General features: G+C 54.1%; 11 protein-coding genes. 4 read left to right on the forward strand and 7 right to left on the reverse strand.

Annotation, left to right across the window (positions count from 1 at the left end; translation table 11 throughout):
• Positions 1-174 precede the first annotated feature (174 nt).
• Positions 175-2,259, forward strand: coding sequence for a response regulator (locus BUB16_RS22030; protein WP_073061283.1), 2,085 nt, complete (start codon positions 175-177; stop codon positions 2,257-2,259).
• Between the two features lie 152 nt (positions 2,260-2,411).
• Complete coding sequence (locus tag BUB16_RS06825) at positions 2,412-3,863, forward strand: sodium:solute symporter family protein (RefSeq protein ID WP_073061286.1); 1,452 nt, start codon at positions 2,412-2,414, stop codon at positions 3,861-3,863.
• A gap of 52 nt (positions 3,864-3,915) precedes the next feature.
• Here the strand turns inward: BUB16_RS06825 and BUB16_RS06830 are convergent, their stop codons facing one another.
• The 4 genes from BUB16_RS06830 to BUB16_RS06845 form a co-directional block, all read right to left on the reverse strand.
• Positions 3,916-4,197, reverse strand: a complete 282-nt coding sequence (locus BUB16_RS06830) for a hypothetical protein (protein ID WP_073061289.1) — start codon at positions 4,195-4,197, stop codon at positions 3,916-3,918.
• 19 nt (positions 4,198-4,216) lie between these two features.
• Positions 4,217-4,651 carry a tRNA (adenosine(37)-N6)-threonylcarbamoyltransferase complex ATPase subunit type 1 TsaE gene (gene tsaE / locus BUB16_RS06835; protein WP_073061292.1) on the reverse strand — a complete coding sequence of 145 codons (435 nt, stop codon included), beginning with the start codon at positions 4,649-4,651 and terminating at the stop codon, positions 4,217-4,219.
• A 216-nt stretch (positions 4,652-4,867) separates the two neighbouring features.
• Positions 4,868-6,421, reverse strand: a complete 1,554-nt coding sequence (porX, locus tag BUB16_RS06840) for a T9SS response regulator signal transducer PorX (protein ID WP_073061295.1) — start codon at positions 6,419-6,421, stop codon at positions 4,868-4,870.
• 16 nt (positions 6,422-6,437) lie between these two features.
• A complete protein-coding gene (locus tag BUB16_RS06845) occupies positions 6,438-6,989 on the reverse strand; it encodes a ComEA family DNA-binding protein (RefSeq protein WP_073061299.1) in 552 nt (183 codons plus the stop codon).
• 123 nt (positions 6,990-7,112) lie between these two features.
• Here BUB16_RS06845 and BUB16_RS06850 point away from each other — a divergent pair, with 123 nt between their 5' ends.
• Positions 7,113-7,919: an alpha/beta fold hydrolase gene (locus BUB16_RS06850; RefSeq protein WP_244545658.1), complete on the forward strand. Its 807-nt coding sequence runs from the start codon at positions 7,113-7,115 to the stop codon at positions 7,917-7,919.
• 185 nt (positions 7,920-8,104) lie between these two features.
• On the opposite strand, the gene trhO is transcribed toward BUB16_RS06850, so the two are convergent.
• Positions 8,105-9,070: an oxygen-dependent tRNA uridine(34) hydroxylase TrhO gene (trhO, locus tag BUB16_RS06855; RefSeq protein ID WP_073061305.1), complete on the reverse strand. Its 966-nt coding sequence runs from the start codon at positions 9,068-9,070 to the stop codon at positions 8,105-8,107.
• Positions 9,071-9,364: 294 nt separating this feature from the next.
• On the opposite strand from trhO, the gene BUB16_RS06865 reads away from it, so the two are divergent.
• Positions 9,365-11,092, forward strand: a complete 1,728-nt coding sequence (locus tag BUB16_RS06865) for a T9SS type A sorting domain-containing protein (RefSeq protein ID WP_073061310.1) — start codon at positions 9,365-9,367, stop codon at positions 11,090-11,092.
• A 53-nt stretch (positions 11,093-11,145) separates the two neighbouring features.
• On the opposite strand, the gene BUB16_RS06870 is transcribed toward BUB16_RS06865, so the two are convergent.
• Entirely contained in the window at positions 11,146-12,483 is a 1,338-nt protein-coding gene (locus tag BUB16_RS06870; RefSeq protein WP_073061313.1) for an APC family permease, read from the reverse strand.
• A gap of 88 nt (positions 12,484-12,571) precedes the next feature.
• Positions 12,572-15,310 carry a TonB-dependent receptor gene (locus tag BUB16_RS06875; RefSeq protein ID WP_073061316.1) on the reverse strand — a complete coding sequence of 913 codons (2,739 nt, stop codon included), beginning with the start codon at positions 15,308-15,310 and terminating at the stop codon, positions 12,572-12,574.
• Between the last annotated feature and the right edge of the window lie 378 nt (positions 15,311-15,688).

Here is a 15,688-nt window from a genome sequence, read left to right on the forward strand (position 1 = left end):
TTATTTAAACTGCCTGAAACTCAACATATTCTGTTTTGTTTTGCGAAGTGTTAGTATTAGAGCTGAGCAACTAACTGTGTCCACAGGCAGATGAGCCGCTTTTATTACTTCGGTTTGCCTGGATAGGTGTTCATTATCACACGTCAATTATTGCCTCAGAAACCTGATTCCTGTATGAGCAATGCTGCTACGATCAAAATTGATTATACGTCCAGCGATATCAGCAAAAAACTCCGCAACCAGGAATGGTCAAATACCGTCCTTGGTGCCATAGAGGAGTGGCCCGCCCCTCTGCGCTCGGTTTTCAATATTTGCCTGGCGTTGGACGACCCCGCCGGGATCTGTTGGGGTAAGAACTACGTATTTTTTTGTAATGACGCCTGGAGCAATCATATAGGAGATGAGTACGCATTGGGACAACCGGCCCGGCAGAGAATGGAAGACAAGTGGCCGGACTTTGCTTCCTGTATCCGGAAGGCGCGTTCTACCGGGGAGGGTGTGTCCTCGGACAATGACTCACTTTCCTTTTCCGCTTTCAACCAGCGCCATGCTGAGGTATCGTTTAACCCTGTTCCGGATGGCGAGGGGACTGTGGGCGGCGTTTTTATCCTGGCAACCGGAATCAAAAAGGCTACGAACGGGGAGCAGAAGTATCGCGATAAAGAACACGAGCGGTTGCTGCGGGAGGTACAAACGGAGCGTGAGCGGCTATCTGACATTTTTCAGCACGCTCCCTCCTTTATGTGCATCCTGCGGGGACCTGATCATGTGTTCGAACGGGCCAATGAGTTATACAGGAAGCTGGTGGGAGAAAACCGGGAGATCATAGGCCGGCCGGTCGGGGAAGTGCTGCCGGAGGTAGAAGGTCAAGGGTTCTTAAAAATGCTGGACCACGTATATGAGACGGGCAAGCCGTCAGTCATGACCGATATCCCCATCAAGCTTAATCGTCAGCCGGAGTCCGGCGGGGGACTGGAAACGCGGTATCTCGACCTGGTATGTCAACCCCTTCGTGATTCCGACGGTTCGGTAAACGGAATATTTGCCCAGGGCGTGGATCTGACCGAACGTCACCATGCCAGAGAAAAGCTGCAGGCCATAAACGACACCCTGGAAAAACGGGTGGAAAAAAGAACCGGGGAATTGCGGTCGTATCAGACAAAGCTGCAGTCCCTTGCCTCCAGGCTGAACGAAGCGGAAGAGCAGGAACGGCAGCGGCTGGCCGCCGAGCTTCATGATAATCTGGGGCAAATGCTTAGCATCGCTAAAATGCAGGTCGACAGATTACGGCGTAACCACTTTTCGGAGGGTCACCCGGAGGAGCTGCGGGTATTAAGAGAAATAGTGAATGATGCCCTGGCCTATAACCAGAACCTGATGGTGGAACTGAAACCGCCACCCGTTCTCCACAAGGAAAATGTCACCGAAGTACTGCAATGGACCGCGAATAAAATGGAGAAACAGGGGCTTGACATTGAGGTTAACGATGACGGGAAACCCAAACCGGTCGATAAGCAGGTCCGTTCAACGCTCCATCAATCGGTACGAGAGCTGTTGCTCAACGTGATCAAGCATGCGGACACCCGGGAAGCCCGAATGCATATCCAGCGCATGGATCAGCATGTGAGTGTTACGATCAGGGATAAGGGCAAAGGGTTTGACATCCATGAGCATCTGCTGAAGTCTACGGAAGAAGGACGATTTGGCCTGTTTAATATACAGGAGCGGATGAATTGGCAGGGAGGTGCCTTTGAGATCACTTCAAAACCGGGAAAAGGGACCAAAGCGATCCTGTATGCCCCTCTGAAAGATCAGCCGGCACAGGAGACTCTGGCTGGGACTGAAAGAGAAGCCGATCCACCTCCCGACAAAAAAAAGGAACGGTCCGTTGCGGGACAGGAAATCAGGGTCATGCTCGTGGATGATCATGAGATGGTACGCAGGGGATTTCGCCTTATGATAGAAAAACAGGAGGATATCGTCATTGTCGCAGAAGCGTCCAATGGCCGGGAAGCAGTGAAATTGGCCGATGAGAAGTCTCCCGATGTCATACTGATGGATGTAAATATGCCCGTAATGGATGGTATTGAGGCCACACAACAAATTATTGCCTCCGGGCGCGATACACGAATCATCGGCTTATCCCTCCACAACAGCCAGGAAGTGATCCAAAACATGAAAAGCGCCGGGGCTTCCGACTACCTGACAAAGACGGATGCCTTTGAAACGCTGATTACGACCATCCGCGAAAATGCCTGAGGCTTATAGGTGGAGGAAAAAAACGCGGAATTCAGATCGCATTACTATGCAATTTTATCCTAACTTTAACCTGAATATTCACCAGAATCTAATCGCGCGTAAGACCTCACAGCTTTTGAGTGAGCCGGGCGTAATCTTATTCGTCACCACCGTTGACCGATCTCGAATTTAAACTCATCGACTGGGCGATCATTTCGCTCTATTTTATTTTTCTGATCTACCTGACCTGGCAGCGGGACTGGGAGGAGACGGATGAGGAAACATTTCTGTTGTCGGGGCGCAAAATGAGTCTGCCCGCCTTTGTCGCCACCCTGGTTTCCACCTGGTACGGCGGCATCCTGGGCGTGGGTGAATACAGCTACCAGTTTGGCATCTCGCAGTGGCTGCTCTTCGGCTTTCCTTTCTACGTCTTCTCGGCCCTGTTTGCATGGCTGCTGGCGGGCAAGATTCGTATGAACAAGGCACTCTCGCTGCCGGAGGCGGTGGGCAATTTCTACGGGGAGCGAGCGGGACAGTTTTCCGCCTTCCCCATCTTTATCCTCGTCAGTCCGGCCCCGTATATCCTGATGCTGGGACTCATTTTTCAGTATTTAACCGGGGGAACGGGAGATTTCCTGTGGTATGCCGGCGCGGTAGCTTTTTTTTCGGTGGCGTATGTCATTTTCGGCGGGTTCAGTGCCGTGGTACATACCGACATGCTTCAGATTGTGCTCATGTTCGGCGGCTTTATCGGCCTGCTGATCTTCGCCGGAATGAATTTTGGGGGACTACATTCCCTCTGGGAGCATATGCCGGCCAGCTACCGCGATATTACCGGGGGACAGGATCTGCAGTATATCCTGGTCTGGTTCTTTATTGCGCTTTGGACGTTCGTCGATCCCAGCTTCCACCAGCGTGCCGCCGCAGCCAAAAGTCCCGCTACGGCCCGAAAAGGGATCTTTGTCTCCATTCTTCTATGGTCGATCTTTGATTTCCTGACAATGTTCAGCGGCATCTACGGGTGGGCGATACTGGGGCCCGACCTGGCGGAACCGGTGATGGTGTATCCCTATCTGGCCAATGAGATTCTACCGCTCGGCTTCAAGGGGCTGTTTTTCGTGGCCCTGCTGGCAACGATCATGTCTACGTTGGACAGCTACCTGTTTTTGTCGGGACAGACCCTGGGACGCGATCTCCTGGCGAAGCACTTTCCTTCGGTCAAAAACAATACGCTGACGCGCATCAGCACGGTCATCGCGGCGGTCCTCGGGATCCTGCTTATCATCGTGTATCCCAGCGTCATCGACCTGTGGTACGTCATCGGATCGGTGATGCTTCCGGGACTTCTGATCCCTGTTTTGGGGGTTTATCTGCGCTATTTCTCCCTCCGGGCGGGCTGGGTACTGCCCACGATGATCATCAGCATCGGGGTGTCTCTGGGCTGGCTCGTCCTCGGTACCCTTACCAGCACCACGGAGTACGACTATACCTTCCTGGGCATGGAGCCTTTTTACCCGGGACTGGCGGTCAGTATTCTGCTGTGGCTGGCGGGACGCGTGGGAAAGGGAGAGAAGGGAGTGGGTGTACTGGAAGAGACGGAGTTCAGCAGGGAGATCACCGAATGATACAGTAGGTAGGGGAATATGCCACCTCTGGCGGGACTCACACCAATCCCGATCACGTACTCTTCAGGATATGTCCAAGGTTCAGCTTGTGGATGGGAATGAGGTATTTCATCGCCAACGCGTCTTTTTCGATATTCAGCATACCCGTGCCCCTGAAATCGACAATACAGTGCCCTTCCACGCAGCGGACGACCTCGCCGATGCCGTAATATTCGGGACTGGGTCCGTAATACACCAGGTCGCCCAGCTGGATATTGTTATCCGCGCGGCGGTTAAAGGGATAGATAACCGGCAGCCGGTCGAGTCGATATGAAAGTCTTTTCTTCGTTGCCATAACTCCTGAATATACGGGATTACAAACTCTTTTTTCCAGTGACAAATTTTCGTGTTTTCTTATCCGGCGCGGTGATCGATATCCAAAGCGCTTCAGGGGGGATCAGCGCGGCGATGCGTTCGGGCCACTCAATGACACAGATACCCTCCCCGTAAAAATATTCTTCCGCCCCGATCTCCCGGGCCTCCTGCGGGGAGCTCATCCGGTAGCAGTCAAAATGATAGAGCACCAGTCCTCCTTCCCCCTCGTACTCGTGGATAAGGGTATAGGTCGGGGACTGCACGCGGTCCGGATCGATCGCCAGTCCCGCTGCAATGCCCTTGACCAGGTGGGTCTTGCCGGCTCCGAGTCCCCCTGCCAGGCAAACCACATCCCCCGCCTCCAGCCGGGCGGCGAACCGGCGTCCGGCTGCAATGGTTTCTTCCGGGGAATGTGTAACAAATTCCTTATCCATGGGCTCATAGCGTTCAAAATATGAGTACGAATATACATAAAGCTATCGAGCGGATAAAGGGGGGGCTGTCCCCGCGAAGTCGGGTATACATCCTGATCCTATCTCTGCAGGATGTGTGGTTAACATCCTGAGGGTTAAAAAACGTTGAGTACATTTTATGGCTTCCGGGGTGAAGTGTATATGGATGGCCGGACAAACGGTCTCCGGCCGGTCCAATTACAGCATCGACTTGGGACGCATCGTAGCGATGGGCAGGATCATCTCCTCCATGCTGGCCCCGCCGTGCAGAAAGGTATCCCGGTAGCGATTCTGATAGCGGTGATAGTTGGTGGGATAAACAAAATAGTAGTCCTCCTTGGCGATGATATAATTGTTCGCATGCCGCGGACTGGGCAGCTTATAGTCCGCCGGGTTATCAAGCATAAGGGTGGTGTCTTCGTTGGCCGACAGGTTGCGGCCGTATTTATACCGGAGACTGGTTGACGTTTCGCGGTCGCCGTATACCTTGGTATCGCGGAGCGCACGGACCGCCCCGTGGTCGCTGGTCACAATCACCACCACCTCCTCTTCGGCCAACACCCTGAAAATCTCGTACAGGGATGAGTGCTGGAACCAGGTTTTCGTGAGTCCCCGGAAGGCCGGCACATCCGGGGCGATCTCCTTCAGCACATCGGAGTCCGACCGCGAGTGCACCAGTGTATCCACAAAATTGTAAACGAACGTGCTGAGCGGCACCTGCAGGTAGTTGTGAATGTTGTCCATCACCTTCTGGCCGTCCCGGGTATTCAGCACCTTTTCGTACTTTACCGTTTCCCGGATGCCTTTTCGTTTCAGCTGCTTCTTCAGCAGTTCCTCCTCGAACTGGTTGAGCGAGCTTTCATCCTCTCCCTGGCTCCACAAATTCGGGTAGATATCCTCGATCTCCAGCGGAAAGAGTCCTGAAAAAATGGCATTGCGTGAGTACGGCGTCGCGGTGGGCAGGATCGAGTAATAAAAATCGGTGTCGATGCTGTAATCGTCGCTCAGCATATCCTGGAACACCAGCCACTGGTCGTAGCGCATGCAATCGATCACGAAAAAAAGCGTGCGCTGGTCATTTCGCACATGGGGCAGCACATACTCCCCCACAATATCGGTCGACAACGCCGGCCGCTGCGGGGTAGACTGCCGGAGCCACGACTTGTAGTTGCCGGCGATGAACCGGCCGAACATCCGGTTCGCCTCCTGGTACTGGTCCCCCAGTACCTGCCGAAGGGACTCCTCACCGGACTCCAGGTCGATATCCCAGCGGGTAAGCTGCCGGTAGATCCTGATCCACTCATCCCAGCCGTTCGTCTGCCCGATACGGTCGGCAATTTTATTAAAGTTGCGCAGGTAGGTCTGGGCAAACTTTTCGTTTCGGATACGGTGGCGCTCCAGTATGCGCTTGGTCGTCAGCAATATCTGGTTGGGGTTGACCGGCTTGATCAGGTAATCGGAGATCTTCCCCCCGATAGCATCCTCCATAATCGATTCTTCCTCGCTCTTGGTAATCATGACGACCGGGAGGGCCGGCTGCAGGCGCTTGATTTTGTTCAGGGTGTCCAGCCCGTTCATGCCGGGCATCTGCTCATCCAGGTAGATAATGTCAAACGCCTGGTCCTGTATAAGCGTGACCGCATCGCCTCCGTTGGTGACCGGGGTGACCTCAAAGCCTTTGTTTTCTAAAAAAATAATATGAGGCTTCAGCTGATCGATCTCATCATCCGCCCAGAGTATGCGCGTTGCCATCCGGAATACAGGTTCGTTATGGTGAAGCCTTAAGTTTGATAAATGGTTTCAATTTTTCCAGTCGCTTTTCACCGATTCCCTTTATTTTTTTCAGCTCGTCCGCGCTGACGAAATTACCGTTTTTTCGGCGGTATTGTATGATGCGTTTGGCGTAAGCGGGACCAATACCCGGCAGGATCTGAAGCCGTTCAGAGCCCGCCTGATTGACGTTAACAAGCTCTTCGCGTGGCTTTTTGACCGTTTGTCCGGTGGAATCGGCCGCGACCTCCGACGTCGTATCCCGGTCCGCGGTATCGGCGGCGGCCGCCAGCCCGACCTTCGACCCGGCCGGGGGAAAGTACCGTTTCATCCGCTTTTCTCGTTCCGCAGCCAGCCGGGCCGTGCGTTCGCGGAACTGTTTTTCCAGCGCCTCATAGCGGTCTCCGTCAAACGGCTTGGGCGGTGCAAGAACCAGGTTGCCGATCGCCAGCGCTGACAAAACGACCAGCAGTCCCGCTACGGTCTTCCGCTCGGCCGGGGTTATTTTCAGCTTTTCGAGCCAGAAAAAAAGTTTCCTTTTCATCATCATGATTATCTCCTCTCTTGATGTTATCTGTTTAGCTGTCGTTTATTACCTCTGCATTAGTACGATCCTCCGGCCGGACCATCCTTACATTTTTTTCTTGTTTGCCATCCAAAATAATCGGATGTTTTGACCTCGAAAATGCAACACAATCAAACATACCGCTATAAGAAAGGACTTTCTGTTTCGTACAGGGTCGCGGGCGAAGGCAAGCCATTGATCATGCTCCACGGGTGGGGCAGCAGCGGGGAGGTGATGTGGCCGCTGGCTGAGCAGCTGAGTGATCTCCGGCGGTGCTACGTGCTGGATCTTCCGGGCTTCGGCCATTCTTCGGTGCCGGACCGGCCCTGGTCTGTGGATGATTACGCCGACCTGGTCCGGCAGTTCATATCGGACCGGGAATTGGGAGAAACCGACCTGCTGGTGCATTCGTTCGGGGGACGCATTGCGCTTAAGCTATGCGCGCGCCCGGCGGGGCGGACGCTGATCGGTAAAGTGCTGATCACGGGCGGGGCGGGCATGAAACCCAAACGAAGTGCAAGCTATTACCTGAAAAAATACGCGGCCAAATTGCTCAAGGCTCCTTTTTTGCTGCTCCCGCCCGCGCTTCGCGAGAAGGGACTGGCCAAACTCCGCAGCACCTCCCTCTGGAAGGGGCTGGGATCCGGCGACTACCGGCAGCTCAGCGGCGTGATGCGGGAGACTTTTGTCAAGACGGTCACCGAATATCTCGAACCCTGTCTGCCGGAGATTCCGCACGAGGTACTGCTCCTCTGGGGCAAAAACGACCGTGCCACTCCCCTGTACCAGGCCAGGCGCATGGAGGAGGGTATCGAACAGGCGGCCCTGGTCGTGGTTGATCACGCGGGACACTATGCCTTCCTGGACCGCCCCTCGCATTTTGCGTCCATCGCCAGGGCTTTTTTCGAGGAGTAGGAAATAAAATACTCTTGCCCGGTACAAACAACGAAGGTCTATAGGACCCGTTTAAAGAATAGAGAATAGAAAAGACGGGATGTCTGAAAATCCTGAAGGCTTAAAACTATACCTTTTTTTCGGTCCCGGAAAACAGATAGGCCGGCCCATGCTCAGATGGGAAGCGGGACAGCAAGTCCCTCTCCTTAGCCCGAATTTTTCTCCATCTCCCGCTCCTTGAACTCCTCATCGAAGTAATTATACCACTTGCGAAAAGGCCGAAAGGCATTTTCGGGGTCGAACGGCCGCTTGAACTCGCTCCGGCGGCATGCTTCGCTGCAGCAGCCTTCCATCTGCCGGGCTCCCTCCTCGGAGCACACAAACAGCTTGTTGCACTCCATATTCGCGCAGTTGATATAGGTGTCAGCCGGCTTCCCGGTAATCTCGCAGCGGGCAATGGGTTCCATGTCGTCTTCATTCACCGGCACCACCAGCCGGTCGTCAAACACGAAGCATTTGCCCTTGTAGTGCTTGCCGCCCTCTTCTTCGGCATAGCGCTGGATGCCCCCGTGCAGCTGGTTGACATCATGCCAGCCCTTTTCTTTCATCAGCACCGAAAATTTCTCGCACCGGATGCCGCCGGTACAGTACATCAGCACTTTTTTGTCTTTGTCAATCTGCTCCTCCGCCTGCTCCAGCCAGTCCGGGAAATCATAAAAGTTGTTCACTTCCGGCGTGATGGCTCCTTCGAAATGACCGATCTTTGACTCATAGTCGTTTCGCACGTCGATCAGCACATAATCGTCATCGGATTCCATCAGCTCCCGCCACTCATGGGGTTCGAGGTATCGGCCGCCGTCTCCGGGGTTCACTCCATTCATATGGAGGGCCACCAGCTCGTCGCGCGTCTTGCATTTCAGCCTGGCAAAGGGCACGTAATCGCTGCTGCTTGTTTTAAAATCAATGCCTTCAAAACCGGGGAGGGCGGACAGCTGTTTTTTATAGGCGGCAACCTTTTCGGGCGTGCCGCCCACGGTGCCGTTGATCCCTTCATCACTGATATATATGCGTCCCTTAATATCGATCTCCCGGCAAAACTGCTTGTGCTCCTCGCAAAATGCGTCAGGATCTTCGATCGGCGTGAATTTATAGTAGAGAATAACTTCGTACATGTCTCTTGCTTTGTTATCTTTGGGCCCTGAGGTACACCAACCAGACCTTTGGCCTTCAGGTATTCTATATTTAACGTTGCAGCTGTTTAGCCCGGACCCGGATCCCGGAATCCGGTCTCAACGTTCCGGATGTCCGTCGGGAAGCGCCAGCGCCACTCACAGCGTGCTGCCCGCTATCAGCGTTGCCGGCGTAGTATCCGGACGGGTGGTTATTATATATTCGTTCACTTGCTATTTGCAGATCCCAAAAATAAGGGTAATTTTGGAAGAAATGAACTTCAATACTGTTTTTTAATGCGCGCAGGCTTTCGAACGCTATTCATCTCACTTCTGCTTTTTCTATGGTTTCCGTTGTGGGCAGAGGCACAGCACGCCGAGATCAAACGGGATTACGAAAAAGGACGACTGTCCCTGGACCAAAAGATCCTGTACCAGCTGCAGGCGGGTGAAAACCCGCAGCGGCTGCCGCGGGACTACCGGCGGGCGGACCCCGCCAAACCCATCAAGTGCGGCACGCCGGCCCGCATGGATTTTCACAACCACCGCTCGCAGCTCTCCGCCGGCACCGTCGCCCGGGTCGAATCGATGACGGCCGACCCCGGCCGGCATGCCACCGGGAGCTATCGCTCGGCATCGGGACGTTTTGAAGTGAACTATACCACGTCCGGGGACCATGCCGTGCCCGACCGCGATGCCAACAGTAACGGTACGCCGGATTATGTGGAGTGGGTGGCCCAGGCGGCCGACTCGTCGTACCGGCACGAGGTGCTCACGCTCGGTTATTCCGATCCCGTGCCCGACATAAACGATCCCTACCAAGTCCATTTTAAGGATATCGATTTTTACGGCTACACCGAGGTCAGCAATGGTACCACCTACATCGTCATGCACAACAGCTACGAGGACTTTCCCGAAAATGACGATCCCCAGGGCAACCAGCGCGGGGCAATCCGGGCGACCATGGCCCATGAGCTCAAGCATGCCATCCAGTATGCGGCTACCGGCTGGAACGGCGAGACCGACCAGTGGTCGGAGATGGATGCTACGCTGATGGAGGAGGTGGTGTACGACGAGGTCAACGATTACTATAGCTATTTGAGGGACCCGGAATCGATTTTCAGCGATCCGGAGGCTTCGTTTTATCCCGGATCCTATTATCACGTCAGCTGGGCGCTCTATTTTGAGGAGAAATACGGTTCCCGGTTCTGGCCCTCGGTATGGCAGATTATCAGAAGCAATCCGGATATCACGATGGTGGATGCCCTCAGCCGGCAGCTGGGAAGCGACGAGGCGTTCCGGCGCGACTATATTGAGTCCCAGCTCTGGCATTACGCGGCGGGACCCAATAATTCGGCTGATGATTTTGGATTTGAGGAGCGCCTGAATTACCCGCATCCGGACCTCAACAGCGGAAATAATTTTTATGCGGAAGATCTGTCGACGCCCCAGCCTGTCCCACCAAACTCGCTGAATAACTTTTCCGCCGCATATTACAGCATTACCCCGCCCTCCGAAGCTTCCGGCCATGTGGCGGTGGATATCACCTCCTCCGGTCCCGGTACGGGCATTGGGATTCTTGCCTATTTTACCGATGGCTCAACTGATTTTAAAACATTCTCTTCAGCCGACGGAAAAGCGGTCGCGTCCTCGACCAGCTGGTCATGGGAGGATATCTCCTCTGCGGGCATTGTGCTCTCGAATGCCGATACCGATTCCTCATCTCAGTCCGCTGTGGTGAAGGTGGGAAACTCGGAATTCAACCAGCTTACCCTCTACCAAAACTACCCGAACCCTTTTCGGCGGGAGACAACCATCCGTTTTACGCTGGAAGAGCCCGCCCAGGTCACCCTGAAAATCTATGATACGATCGGCCGGCGGGTGCGCACTCTCTATGACCAGAAGCTCGAAGAGGGACTCTATGTCAAAACGCTTGACGGCACCAACCTGGCTTCGGGGATATATATCTACCAGCTGACCACCGGCCGGCAAACGGTGGCACGGAAGATGACGCTCATTAAGTGACCGGGCCGGAAGCTGCCGTAAACGACCTGTCAAACAACCTAAAAAGGAGCCTGTTACCCCTCATACGTAATTTCATCGCCGAAGGAACTGCGCTTTTTGTTTGCCATATACAGCAGGATTCCGACCACCATAATCGCCAGTCCCACCAGCGATTCCAGGGGACGCTCAACGACGACGTAGACCATGATAAAGGTATTGGCCAGCAGAAACAGCGCCGGGGTAACCGGGTAGCCCCATGTTTTATAGGGACGATCCATATGGGGACGCTGCCAGCGCAGCACATAGACGCCGGCGACCGTTAAGCTGCTCATGCCAATAAGCAGAAAGGTAGCGTAGATCATCACCTGCTCAAAAGAAGAAGTATAGAGAAAAAACAGGGTAACGACTCCCTGAAAGATGAGCGCATTGACAGGGATCTGCTTGTCACTTTGCCGGGACAACGTTCTAAACACCCGGTAATCTTCCCCGATCACCCGCCCGATACGTCCCCCTATGAAAACCATGGCGCTGATCGTCGATACCATAAGTACGGCAATAAGGATCGACAGGATATCGGCGGCGGCGGGACCCAGCATTTGTTCGGCCGCCAGAAACCCTACTTCCACCTTCCCAACCAGCTCCGGGATGGGGACCAGCAGCAGGAAGACGTAATTGAGCAGGGCGTAGAGTACGGTAACCATCACCGTCGCAATGAAAAGCGCCAGCGGGAGGTTGCGCTGGGGGTTCCTGATCTCGCCGACAATATAGACGGCTGCATTCCATCCGGTATAGGCATAGGAGACGTACACCAGCGCGACCGCAAAAAAGGGGCTCACCAGGATTTCCCAGTCGGACAGGGTGGGAATCATAGAAATGGATTGCTGTTCGGAGGCCATAAAGCCCAGCACGATGAACAGGAGAACCACCCCCACTTTTATGGCGGTGGATACATTCTGCAGGAGATTTCCCCAGCGAATGCTGGTGGCGTGGACCAGCGTTATCAGGACCACCGCCAGGGCGCCCAAGTGCGTGACCGGGACGGCCGGGAAGACGGCATGCGTGTACTCGCCAAGGGCGATGGCCGCAATAGCCGTCGGCGCTGCAAATCCCGCGGTAAGCGAGACCCAGCCGGACAGGAACCCGAGAGCAGGATGATAAATTTCTGACAGCAGGTGGTATTCCCCGCCCGACCGCGGGAGCGCGGCGCCCAGCTCCCCGTAGGATAGCGCGCCGCACAGGGCAATAACGCCCCCCACGACCCAGAGCATAACGAGGGCAAAGGCAGACTGAATATCCACGACCTGATAGCCGAGACTGGTAAAAACGCCGGTACCGATCATATTGGCGACAGCAATGGATATGGCCGTAACCAAGCCTACTGTTTTTTTTGTACCCGAAGACGTTTCTGCCATATATGATGTAGATATAAAATCAGCGCTTCATCATACCGAAAATGGTTGGAGTGAAGTGGTTATCATTAATGCTGCCAGGGGTCCCCGATCAGTAGTTCAGCGTCAATTTTGTAAAGTAATAGGCCCCGTTGAATCCGTGCTGTGAGGGCGGATACTTGAATACATTGAAATAGCTGTTGGCATACAGGTGCTCATCGGGATACACATCAAAGACATTATTACTCCCGACCGTAAGATCCACGGCCTCCGAAAGGCCGTAGGTGAGACTCAGATCGGTTACGAATTTTGCACTGTAGGTCTGCGGCTCCCCGAAAGCGCCGCCGGTATTCAGGCTGACTTCCCCGAACCGGACGCCCCGCACCATGGCCGACAGCCGTCCGATATCATACTGCAGGGTAGCGGAAACCTTCGACTGGGGATCTCCCTCCTCCAGCCGCAGCCGGTCCCACGGCTGCAGGTATAAATCAGCCTGCTCTTCGAGCTGGGGAGAGGTTTCCACGGCTCCCTGTACCTTGACCTCATTGAAGTTGGCTCCCAGAGAAAAATTCAGCTGACTGCCGTTGGCAAAGGGCTGGTTGTAGGTGGCTACCAGATCCACTCCACGCGTTCTCGTATCTATAGCGTTAGTGAAGAAATTGGCGGCCGACACCCCGTATTCGCGAAGCTCCCCGGCAATATTCCCCGGCAGTTCACTGACGTTGAATTCACTGGTCAGTATAATGCGATCTTCCACATCAATCTGGTAGAAGTCGGTGGTCAGACTCACATTCTGAAAGGGCCGGAGCGTGAACCCCAGACTGTAGTTGATTGAGGTCTCTTCTGTCAAGTCGGGTATGCCCAGCAGATCGGCGGGACGACTGTTATTGTTGAACGTGCCGATCTGTACCAGGCGGTTGTTATCGTTGAAATCGCTGGATACTTTGTTATAATATACCTGATGGAGCGAGGGAGCGCGAAAGCCCGTGTTAACGGCTCCGCGGATGGTCAGGAACCTTCCCAGCAGGTAGCGGGCCGACACTTTTCCGTTGATAGTATTGCCAAAGTCGCTGTACCGCTCAAAGCGAGTGGCGCCCGCAACCAGGAAGTCGTCTGTCAGGTTCACTTCCACTTCCCCAAACGCCGCAATGTTGGTCCGCGCGGCACTTACTTCGTCAGCGGGACGAAAACCGGGATAGCCCTGCGAGCCGGCTGTTCGTCCCAATGTGTCCACCTTTCCCACTTCTATCCCGTTGGACACACTGTCCGCAATACCGTAATTGCGATACGATGGCTCATCGCCGGCCGTAATGCCGTAATTGTCGATCCGGAATTCCGAACCAAAAGCCACGTTGATGCCGGACAACGCCCGGTCAAATCGTTTGGCAAAGGTGAGTCCGGTTACATTCTGGCTGAATGAGAATCCACCCACATCAAAAGCCGTCGGGGAGGAAGCGCCCAGGGTGGCATTCACGCTGTTGGTCACCCGAAAATCAAAGGCATTGCTTCCGAAACTGTTGCTGAAATCGATCTCCCACCCCCGGTATTCCCCGCGGATACCGGTCGTAATGGACTTGTCGGTAATAGAGGATTTGGTCAGTGGCTGAAATCCATGGGGATAAATCTCCGGGACATTCCCCCCGTCCACGGGCAGGCGCCGGAAAGGGAAGCCGGTCCCCTGCTTGTTGCTCAAGCTCCCGAAAAAATACACTTCCGTGCCCCGGTCATCCACAGGAACCGCCCCATTGACAAATGTGGAGGCGATCTGCATGCCCGCATCCCCGATATGGAACTTGAAGTCATCCCGCGTTTTTCCCCTTGCCTGGATTTCGGCGTTATCGGCCGCGCGGGCTTCTTCCGGATTCTGGTCAAACGGGTAGGCAAAACCGGGGGTATATACATGCAGGTCGTGATCGCCCGTCCGGTTCGTGGGCTCCCGGTTGGTAAAGGAGCCGGTAATATTGACATACCCCTCTTCTCCCAATGCAAAGCCGTAATTTGCGTTTACCTTGGCCGTTTCGCCATCGCCTTCCCGGTAAACACCAGCCGTTGCACTGGTGCTCAGGGTGCCGGTATCTTCTTTCAGGATGATATTTATGACGCCGGCAATTGCATCTGAGCCGTATTGGGCCGCAGCGCCGTCGCGCAGGATCTCGATCCGGTCGATGGAAGCGGTGGGTATCACGGACATATCGGTTCCTACGGTACCCCGTTTGCCGCCCAGGAGGTTAATGACCGAGCTGGTATGGCGACGCTTTCCGTTGACAAGCACCAGCAGCTGGTCGGGCCCCATGCCCCGGAGCGAGGCGGGCGCGTTGTGTTCCGATTCATCCGCTGCAGACTGTCTGTTCGACTGAAATGACGGGGCCACATAGGTCAGCAGCTGATTGACATCCACCTGTGGAGCCCGGGTATCAAGGTCATCAACGGATATCACGTCAATAGGCACCGCGGACTCCAGATTGCTCCGCCCCCCGCTGCGGGTTCCGGTTACCACCACTTCATTCCCTGAGATATAGGAGGAAGTGAGGGATACATCCAGTGTTCTGACCTCACCCGGCGAAAGATCCGTCAGCGTTTCGATCCTGCTCTCGTATCCTATATACGAATACCGAAGCTCCGCTTCCCCTGCCGGTATCTCCAGCGAATAGCGGCCGTCCCGGCCGGTTACGGTGCCACGGGAAGTATCCAGCAGCCGGATGTTCACGCCCGGCAATCCTTCTCCCGTCGCCCGGTCCACCACCGTACCTTCTACAGTCGCCGTCTGCTGGGCCCGGCTTTCCAGCGGGAGATATAAGAAAAAGAGAACGGCAATGAAAAGAGATCCAAAAATGTGGTTTTTGATGAGCATAATTGTCCTGTGCGTAATTAAATTGAGCTATTACATTAAAATTAAAGAAGGCTTTACAAAACCGTTCTTTTAGCCAATATCTGCATTTTCGCACCTTCAAAGTCCTCACATATGTCTTCTCTTATATGCTGTAGTTTTGAATGCGTTCAGGTATTGATATTGAACAAAACTCCCGGTTTTTAAAAGGCTTCTTAAAATAATTAAAAAAATACTTTAACATTAAATCGTAAAAGCAACGTATTAACGATATACAATTTAGGCTTTTGAAGCATATCGTAACCCCTGAAATATAAGCAAATCGATACGTCATTCTCAGCTGTTTGTTCTGGTTACATTCGATTGTTTATATCTTATTGGTAACTTTTTTTATATTGGCTC

The sequence above is a fragment of the Fodinibius roseus genome, assembly GCF_900129315.1.
GTDB lineage: Bacteria > Bacteroidota > Rhodothermia > Balneolales > Balneolaceae > Fodinibius > Fodinibius roseus.